Origin of the sequence: Cellulomonas jepli (genome assembly GCF_047229345.1) — a bacterium.
Classification (GTDB): Bacteria; Actinomycetota; Actinomycetes; order Actinomycetales; family Cellulomonadaceae; genus Cellulomonas_A.
In genome coordinates this window covers 1-7,435 of sequence record NZ_JBFTER010000155.1, presented here as the reverse complement: position 1 = coordinate 7,435, position 7,435 = coordinate 1, and the positions used below count along the sequence as shown (strand labels likewise).

At 75.5% G+C, this 7,435-nt stretch carries 4 protein-coding genes; all 4 read right to left on the bottom strand.

Going from position 1 to position 7,435, the window contains the following annotated elements:
- On the bottom strand, nt 1-3,805 hold a 3,805-nt coding region (locus AB6N24_RS22120), incomplete at its 3' end, for a DUF3418 domain-containing protein (protein WP_412871518.1).
- 77 nt (nt 3,806-3,882) lie between these two features.
- Nucleotides 3,883-5,391: an outer membrane protein assembly factor BamB family protein gene (locus tag AB6N24_RS22115; protein WP_412871517.1), complete on the bottom strand. Its 1,509-nt coding sequence runs from the start codon at nt 5,389-5,391 to the stop codon at nt 3,883-3,885.
- On the bottom strand, nt 5,388-5,939 hold the full coding sequence (locus tag AB6N24_RS22110; RefSeq protein ID WP_412871516.1) for an RNA polymerase sigma factor: 552 nt from the start codon (nt 5,937-5,939) through the stop codon (nt 5,388-5,390). The genes AB6N24_RS22115 and AB6N24_RS22110 overlap by 4 nt, the downstream gene beginning before the upstream one ends.
- A 109-nt stretch (nt 5,940-6,048) precedes the next feature.
- A partial coding sequence (locus AB6N24_RS22105; protein WP_412871515.1) for an outer membrane protein assembly factor BamB family protein occupies nt 6,049-7,435 on the bottom strand: 1,387 nt, incomplete at its 5' end.

Genomic DNA, 7,435 nt, shown 5'->3' with positions numbered 1-7,435 from the left:
CCGGCGCACCCGTCGTCCCGCGCGCCGCCGCGCCCGACCCGTCGCCGTTGCCGCCCGCGCCGCCCGCACGTCCGCCGGCCTTCGTCCCCGCCTCCCGCATCGCGTCGCGCACCGCGGTCCGCACCGCGGAGCTCACGGCGTCCTGCGTCCGGGCCGCGAGCCGGCGCTGCAGCGCGACGAGGTCCTTGCTCTCGTCGAGCACGACCCCCCGGTCCGACTGGACCCGGAACGTCATGCGCAGGTGCGGCGGCAGCTTCTCGTCGTCGAACGCGTCGAGCGGCACGTCGACGTCCCGGAGCGCGCGCACCGCCTGCGCGAACGCCTCGTGGAACGACGGCGCGAGGTCCGCGGCGCGCACGGTGTCGTGCCACGACGCGAGGTTCTCGCGGAACCAGGCCACGACGCCGCGCGCGACGTCCGGCGCGGGCACGAGCTGCACGCGGACCGGCTTGGGCAGCGACCGGATCGTCGCCGTGACCAGCTCCTCGAGCAGGCCCGGGACCATCCACCCGAAGCCCTCGGGCCGCACGCGCGCGAGCAGCACGAGCGGGACGTGCACGGTCACGCCGTCGGCCTCGGTGCCCGGCTCGAACTGGTAGGTCAGCGGGAGCTCGAGCTCGCCCTGCGGCCACGTCGAGGGGAAGTCGGACGCGCTGACCGCGTCCTCGTCGGACACGAGCAGCTCGCGCGTGAACGTCAGCAGGTCCGGCTGCGTGCGGCGCGCGGTCTTCCACCACGTGTCGAAGTGCCGCGCGGAGACCACGTCCGCCGGGACGCGCTCGTCGTAGAAGGCGAACAGCACGTCGTCGTCGACCACGAGCCCGCGCCGCCGGGCCCTCGCCTCGAGGCTCTCGGCCTCCGCGAGCAGGCGGCGGTTCTCGTGGAAGAACTCGTGGTGCGTGGTCCACTCGCCGTCGACGAGCGCGTGCCGCAGGAACAGCTCGCGCGCGTGCTCGGGGTCGACCTTGGCGTACAGGACCCGGCGCTGCGCGACGATCGGGACGCCGTAGAGCAGCACCCGCTCGAGCGCCATGGCCGCGCCCTGCTTGGTCGACCACGTCGGCTCGGAGTACGTGCGCTTCACGAGGTGCCCCGCGAGCTCCTCGGCCCACTCGGGCTGGATGCGGGCGACGTCGCGGCCCCACAGGCGCGAGGTCTCGACGAGCTCCCCGGCCATGACCCACGCGGGCGGGCGCTTCGCCAGGCCGGACCCCGGGAAGATCGCGAACCGTGCACCGCGCGCGCCGAGGTACTCGTTGCGGGCGCGGCGGTCGGGGCGCCGGGCGGGGGAGTCCTTGCGGCCGCGGTTCCCGGCGGGCGGCGTGACCTCGGTCGCCTCCTGCATGCCGATCTGGCTGAGCAGGCCCGCGAGCAGGCTGAGGTGGATGCGGTCGGCGTCCCAGTCGAGGCGCAGCCTCTCGGGGCCGCCCTCGGTGTCGGACGCGAGCGAGGCCTGCTCGGCGCCGGGCGCGGTCCGTCGGCGGGGCGCCTGCTCGGCCTGCGCACCGGCGAGCGCGACCCCGACGCTCCCCGCCTTCTCGCGCCGGCGCGGCGGGTTCACCACGATGCCGAGCGGCTTCGCGAGCTCACGCAGCTGCGTGACGACGTCCTGCCACTCGCGGATGCGCAGGTAGTTGAGGTGCTCCGAGCGGCACAGGCGGCGGAACGCCGAGCCGGACAGGTCCGCCTGCTGGTCCTTGAGGTACTGCCAGAGGTTCAGGTACGTGAGGAAGTCCGACGTCGGGTCGGCGAAGCGGGCGTGCTGCTGGTCGGCCTGCGGGCGGCTCTCGACCGGGCGCTCGCGCGGGTCCTGGATCGACAGCGCCGCCGCGATGATCATGACCTCGCGTGCGACGCCCCGGCGCCCGGCCTCGACGATCATCCGCCCGAGCCGCGGGTCCATCGGCAGCTGCGCGAGCGCGCGCCCGGTCTCGGTGAGCGCCCCGCCCGTCGGCGCGAGCGCCCCGAGCTCGGTGAGCAGCTGCACGCCGTCGCGCACCGAGCGCACGTCCGGGGGGTCGACGAACGGGAACTGCGCGATGTCGTCGGGCGTCGCCGCGACCCCCACGGAGATCATCTGGAGGATGACCGACGCGAGCGACGTGCGCAGGATCTCCGGCTCGGTGTACTCGGGGCGGGACTCGAAGTCGGCCTCGGAGTAGAGCCGGATCGCGATGCCGTCCGCGACGCGCCCGCAGCGGCCCGAGCGCTGGTTCGCCGACGCCTGCGAGATCGGCTCGATCGGCAGGCGCTGGACCTTCGTCGCCTTCGAGTAGCGCGAGATGCGGGCCGTGCCGGGGTCGATCACGTACCGGATGCCCGGCACGGTCAGCGACGTCTCGGCGACGTTGGTCGCGAGCACGACGCGGCGCGTGCCGTGCTGCTCGAAGACCCGGTGCTGCTCGGCCGCGGAGAGCCGCCCGTACAGCGGCAGGATCTCGACCGCCGACGGCCCCCGCAGGTCCGCCGCCCGGTCGCCGAGGTGCGCCCGCAGCGCGTCCTCCGCGTCGCGGATCTCCCGCTCGCCCGAGAAGAACACGAGGATGTCGCCCGGGCCCTCGGCGGTGAGCTCGTCGACGGCCTCGCAGATCGCCTGCATCGGGTCGCGGTCCTCGACCTGCGGGCGGCCGGGGCCCTTGCCCTTCGCCTTGCCCGACGCGCCCGTCGCGGGGCGGCCCTTCGGGTACGCGCGCCCGGTGAGCGCGGCGCCGTCGGACCCCGCGCCGCCCGCCCCGGTGCCGTCGTCGTCCCACTCGTCCCCGTCGCCCGCGGGCAGCGCGTCGTCCGCGCGCAGCGGCCGGTAGCGGATCTCGACGGGGAACGTGCGCCCCGTGACCTCGACGACCGGCGCCGGGACGCCGTCGGGGTGCTCGGGCGTCGGCGGACCCGCGAAGTGCGCCGCGAACCGCGCCGAGTCGATCGTCGCGGACGTGATGACGAGCTTGAGGTCGGGCCGCTGCGGCAGCAGCCGCGTGAGGTACCCGAGCAGGAAGTCGATGTTGAGCGAGCGCTCGTGGGCCTCGTCGATGATGAGCGTGTCGTAGCCGCGCAGCATCGGGTCGCGCTGGATCTGCGCGAGCAGGATGCCGTCGGTCATGACCTTGACCAGCGTCGACGCGCTCGACTCGTCCGTGAACCGCACCTGGTAGCCGACGAGGTCGCCGAGCGGGACGCCCGGACCGCTGATCTCCTCGTTGATGCGCTCCGCGACCGTGCGCGCCGCGATCCGCCGGGGCTGCGTGTGGCCGATCTGGCCGTCCCGCCCCCGGCCGAGCTCGAGCATGATCTTGGGCAGCTGCGTCGTCTTCCCCGAGCCCGTCTCGCCCGCGACGATCACGACCTGGTGCTCCCGGATCGCGGCGGAGATCTCGTCGCGGCGCGCCGAGACGGGGAGCTGCTCGGGGTACGTGATCGGGGGGACGACGACGGCGTGGCGCAGCTCGGCGCGGCGGGCGCGCTGGGCGTCGCCCTGCTTCTGGTCGGGCCGGCGGTCGCCACGGGCCCGGTCCGGGCGGCGGCGCTCGGGCCGGTCGCCACGGGTCCGGCGCTCGTCCTGGTGAACGCCGTCCTCGGCGACGCGCGGCCCGTCGACGGGACCCCCGTCGACGGGGCCCCCCTCGCTGCGCTGCTCGTCGACGACGTGCGCTCGCTCGGCACCTTCCGGCGCTGCCTGCTCGGCGCGCGGCCCGTTCGCCCGTAGACCGTCAGGACGCCGCGGCCCGCGACGGCGACCGCGCCCGCCACGACGGCCCGGTCCCCCGGCCCCGTCCGGCGTCGCCGGTCGCTCCTCGCGCGCAGTGCTCACGACGGACCATTCTCCCCGCTGTCCGGGCGTGGACGCGCGCTGATTCGCCGTGGGCGGGACCGGGCAGGTCCGGCGGCCTACCGGAACAGCGACAGCGCGTCGCCGCTGCCGCACAGGATCGTGCCCGGCACGGAGGTCGGCGCGCCCGGCCAGACGGTCGCCGTGCACGACCCCGACGTCGGCATCGACCACACGATCGAGCCGTCCGACACCTCGACCGCCTCGACGGCGTCCGCCTGCGAGACCAGGAGCCGGGTGCCGTCGAAGGCGAGCACGTCACCCGCGCCGACGGTCCACCGCGTCGCGCCGGTCGCGCCGTCGAGGAGTGCGAGCCCGTCGTCCTGGCCCACGACGACCCCGTCACCGACCAGCCCGCTCACCACGGCGCCCGGCGCGTCGTGCGCCCAGAGCTCCGACCCGTCCGGCCGCAGCGCCCGCACACCGAGCGCCCGCGCGTCCGTCCCGCGGCCCTCGACCCGGGGGACCAGGGCCGGTGGGACCACGCCTGGGCCGACCGACCGCACGTCGTGACCCCAGGGGACGGGGCCGTGCACGTCGGGTGTGCCGGTCGGCGTGGTCGGCGCCGGGTCGCCGGTGCGGAGGTCGACCGTGACGGCGTAGCCCGCGCCGGTGAGCAGCACGAGGTCGCCCTCGATCCGGGTCTCGCCGATGGCCACTTCGCCAGCGAACTCCTCGACCGCGACGACGCCGGCGAGCTCGCGCGACCACACCGGCGCGCCGGTGGCCAGGTCGATCGCCTCGACGCCCAGGACCGTCTCCGCCGTCATCGGCCCGTGCGCGAGCACGACGCCGCCCGTGACGCCGAGCGTGCCCGCGCCCCGGCTCAGCGGGAGCATCCGCACCACCGTGCCCGTGGCCGGGTCGAGCAGCGCCACCCCGGAGCCGGTGGCGCCCGAGCTCTCGTCGAGCCCGTGGCACACCACGAGCCCGTCGGGGCTCACCCCCGCGCACGTCCAGACGCGGTACCCGTCGACCGCGCTCGTGGGGCGGCTCCACCGGACGTCGCCGGTGGCGGCGTCGATCCCGACGAGGTGCTGCTCGAGCCCGGACCAGTCCGCGACGAGCGCGACCTGGACGTCGCCCGCGTCGATGGTCCGCACCCCCGGCAGGATGCTGCCCCGCGTCACGTCGCCGAGCCGCGGGGCCTCCTCGCTCGACCAGCCCGGGACCAGATCGGCGACCGAGACGGTCCACCGCTCCTCGGGTGCCTGCGCGAGCGACGGGACGAGGCCGACGAGCGGCCCGGGGTCGACCTGCTCCGGCTCGACGATGGCGCTCGGCTCCGGGCTTGTCTCGGGGGTCGGGCGCGCGCTCGTGGTTGCGCTCGGCTCCGGGCTCGCGGGCACGGGTCGCGGGGATCCCACGACCCCGCTGGCGACGAGCACGCCCGCGACGACCGCCGCGGCAGCACCGCTCGCCACAGCCGCGACACGGCGGCTCCGGCGCCCGTGGATCTCTCGGGTCAGCATCTGCACCTCGGTCCGCGTGTCGGGGGCGGCCGCGGCGGCGCCGGCCGTCTCGTGGTCGGCGAGCTCGTGCAGGAGGTCGCGCAGGTTCGGGCTCATGCCTGGCTCCGTCCGGTGCCGGTCACGGGGATCGTGTCGAGGTCGCCGTCCGGCGGCAGGGCGTCGGGCCCCAGGAGGACGCGCAGCCGGGCGGTCGCGTCGGACAGGTAGCGCTTGACCGCTCCGGGGCTCAGCCCGAGTGCGTGCGCGATCTCGGCGCCCGGCAGGTCGTCGAAGTAGCGCAGGACGGCGCACGCCCGCTCGCGCGGGGCCAGCGTCGCGAGAGCGGCCCGCACGTCGAGGACGGCCGTCGTCGCGTGCTCCGGGGACGCGGCGGCGTCGGTCACCGCGAACAGGTGCGCCTTGGACCGCCACGTGCGCTGCTTGCGGGCGTGGTCGAGGAACGTCGTCCGGATGACCTGGCGCACGTAGCCCTCGGCCGTGTGCACGTCCGCCAGGTCGCGCGGCTTCGCGAACGTCCGCACGAGCGCGTCGTGCACCAGGTCCTCCGCGAGCGAGCGGTCCAGCGTGAACAGCGCGGCGTAGCCGACCAGCGAGCTCCGGCGGTCACGGACCACCTCCTCGAGCACGTCCTGCCACTCCGGCACGGGCCGCCCCTCCTGTCGTCGCGCCGGGCGGTCACCGGGTGGTGACCGCTCCGTGCGCCCTCACCCCCACAACGCGCGCGGGGGCGGGGAAGTTGGGGTGCGGGCGGGCTCACCGTCCTATCGCGCTCAGGGTCTGGTCGTTGTAGGCGACCCGCGACAGCGTGTCGCCGACGACCGCCAAGGTGTCGTTCGGGGCAGGGACGGACCAGGACGTGGTGCCGTCAGAGACCGAGAGGGCATCCAGCGTGGCTTCCCCGCCGCCCTCGTTGAACCGCTGGACGATCAGGCGGGTCCCGTCGAACGCGAGGAGAAGGCCGTGCCCGGTGGACCATCTCCGCGCCCCTGTCCGGGCGTCGACGAGCACGAGCCCCTCCCAGTCGTGGAGGAGCACCGTGTCGTCGAGCACCCCGACCACGTCCGCGCCGCGTGCCTCGTACGTCCAGAGCGTCGAGCCCTTCGCGGTGGACCGTGCCTCGAGGCGCACGGTGCTGGGAACGGACGGTTCCCCCTCGCCGCCGTAGCCGTCCTGCAGGTCGGTCGGGACGAAGCTCAGCTCGTCCGCCGCGCGGCCCGTGAGGACCGACGCGCGGTACGTCCCGTGCGTCATGGACTCGAACGTCGGTCCGTCCTCGCCGTCGGCGGCCAGCCTCTCGCCCGTGCGGACGTCGATGTAGACGCTGTAGCGATGGCCCATCAGCAGGGCCGCGTCGCCCACGACGTTCGTCGCCCCACCGGGGGGCGTACCCCGCTCCGCCGGATCACCGGCCCCGTCGGCCTCGTGCGACCACACGGCGCTCCCGTCGCTCACGTCGATGCCCTGCCAGAAGATCCCGGACACGCCCACGCGTCCGTGCGCGATGACGACGCCGTTCGCGTAGCCCGTGGAGTGGACGTCCCCCTCGAGCGCGATGGACCTGACGAGCTCGCCCGACGTGGGTTCTCTGAGCTGGATCTCGTGTCCGCCGGCCTCGTCCGTGCCCGTGCACACGATGGATCCCGCCGCGTCCACGCCGAAGCACGCGGTGGTGGCGCGCACGCCGGGTTCGGAGGGCAGGCGCCAGAGCGGCGCTCCCGTGACGGGATCGACGCCCACGATGTGCCGCTCGGGAAATGCGCCCACCGCGTACACCCACGCGGTCCCGGCGTCGACGACGTCGTGGTGGGGGGCGTAGAAGCCGGTCGTCACGTGGCTGACGAACAGGTGCTCGCCGTCCGGCGCAGGGGCGAGCGAGCCGAGCGGCGTTGTCCAGAGGGCGCGCGGTGCGTCCGGGATCGGTGCGATGACACCGCGCAGCGCACCGGCCTCCGCGGCGTCAAGCGCAGATGTGGCCTCCGGTGTCGGTGTAGGTGTGGGGTCCGAGGTGGGGGTGCCCGACGGGCTCGCGCTCGCCGACGCCGACGGCTCCGGCACCGCCGGCTGCGGCTGCGGCTCCGGCCCGGTCAGCACGCTCGCGGCCACGGCCCCCGCGGCGAGCAGCGCCACGGACGCCGCAGCC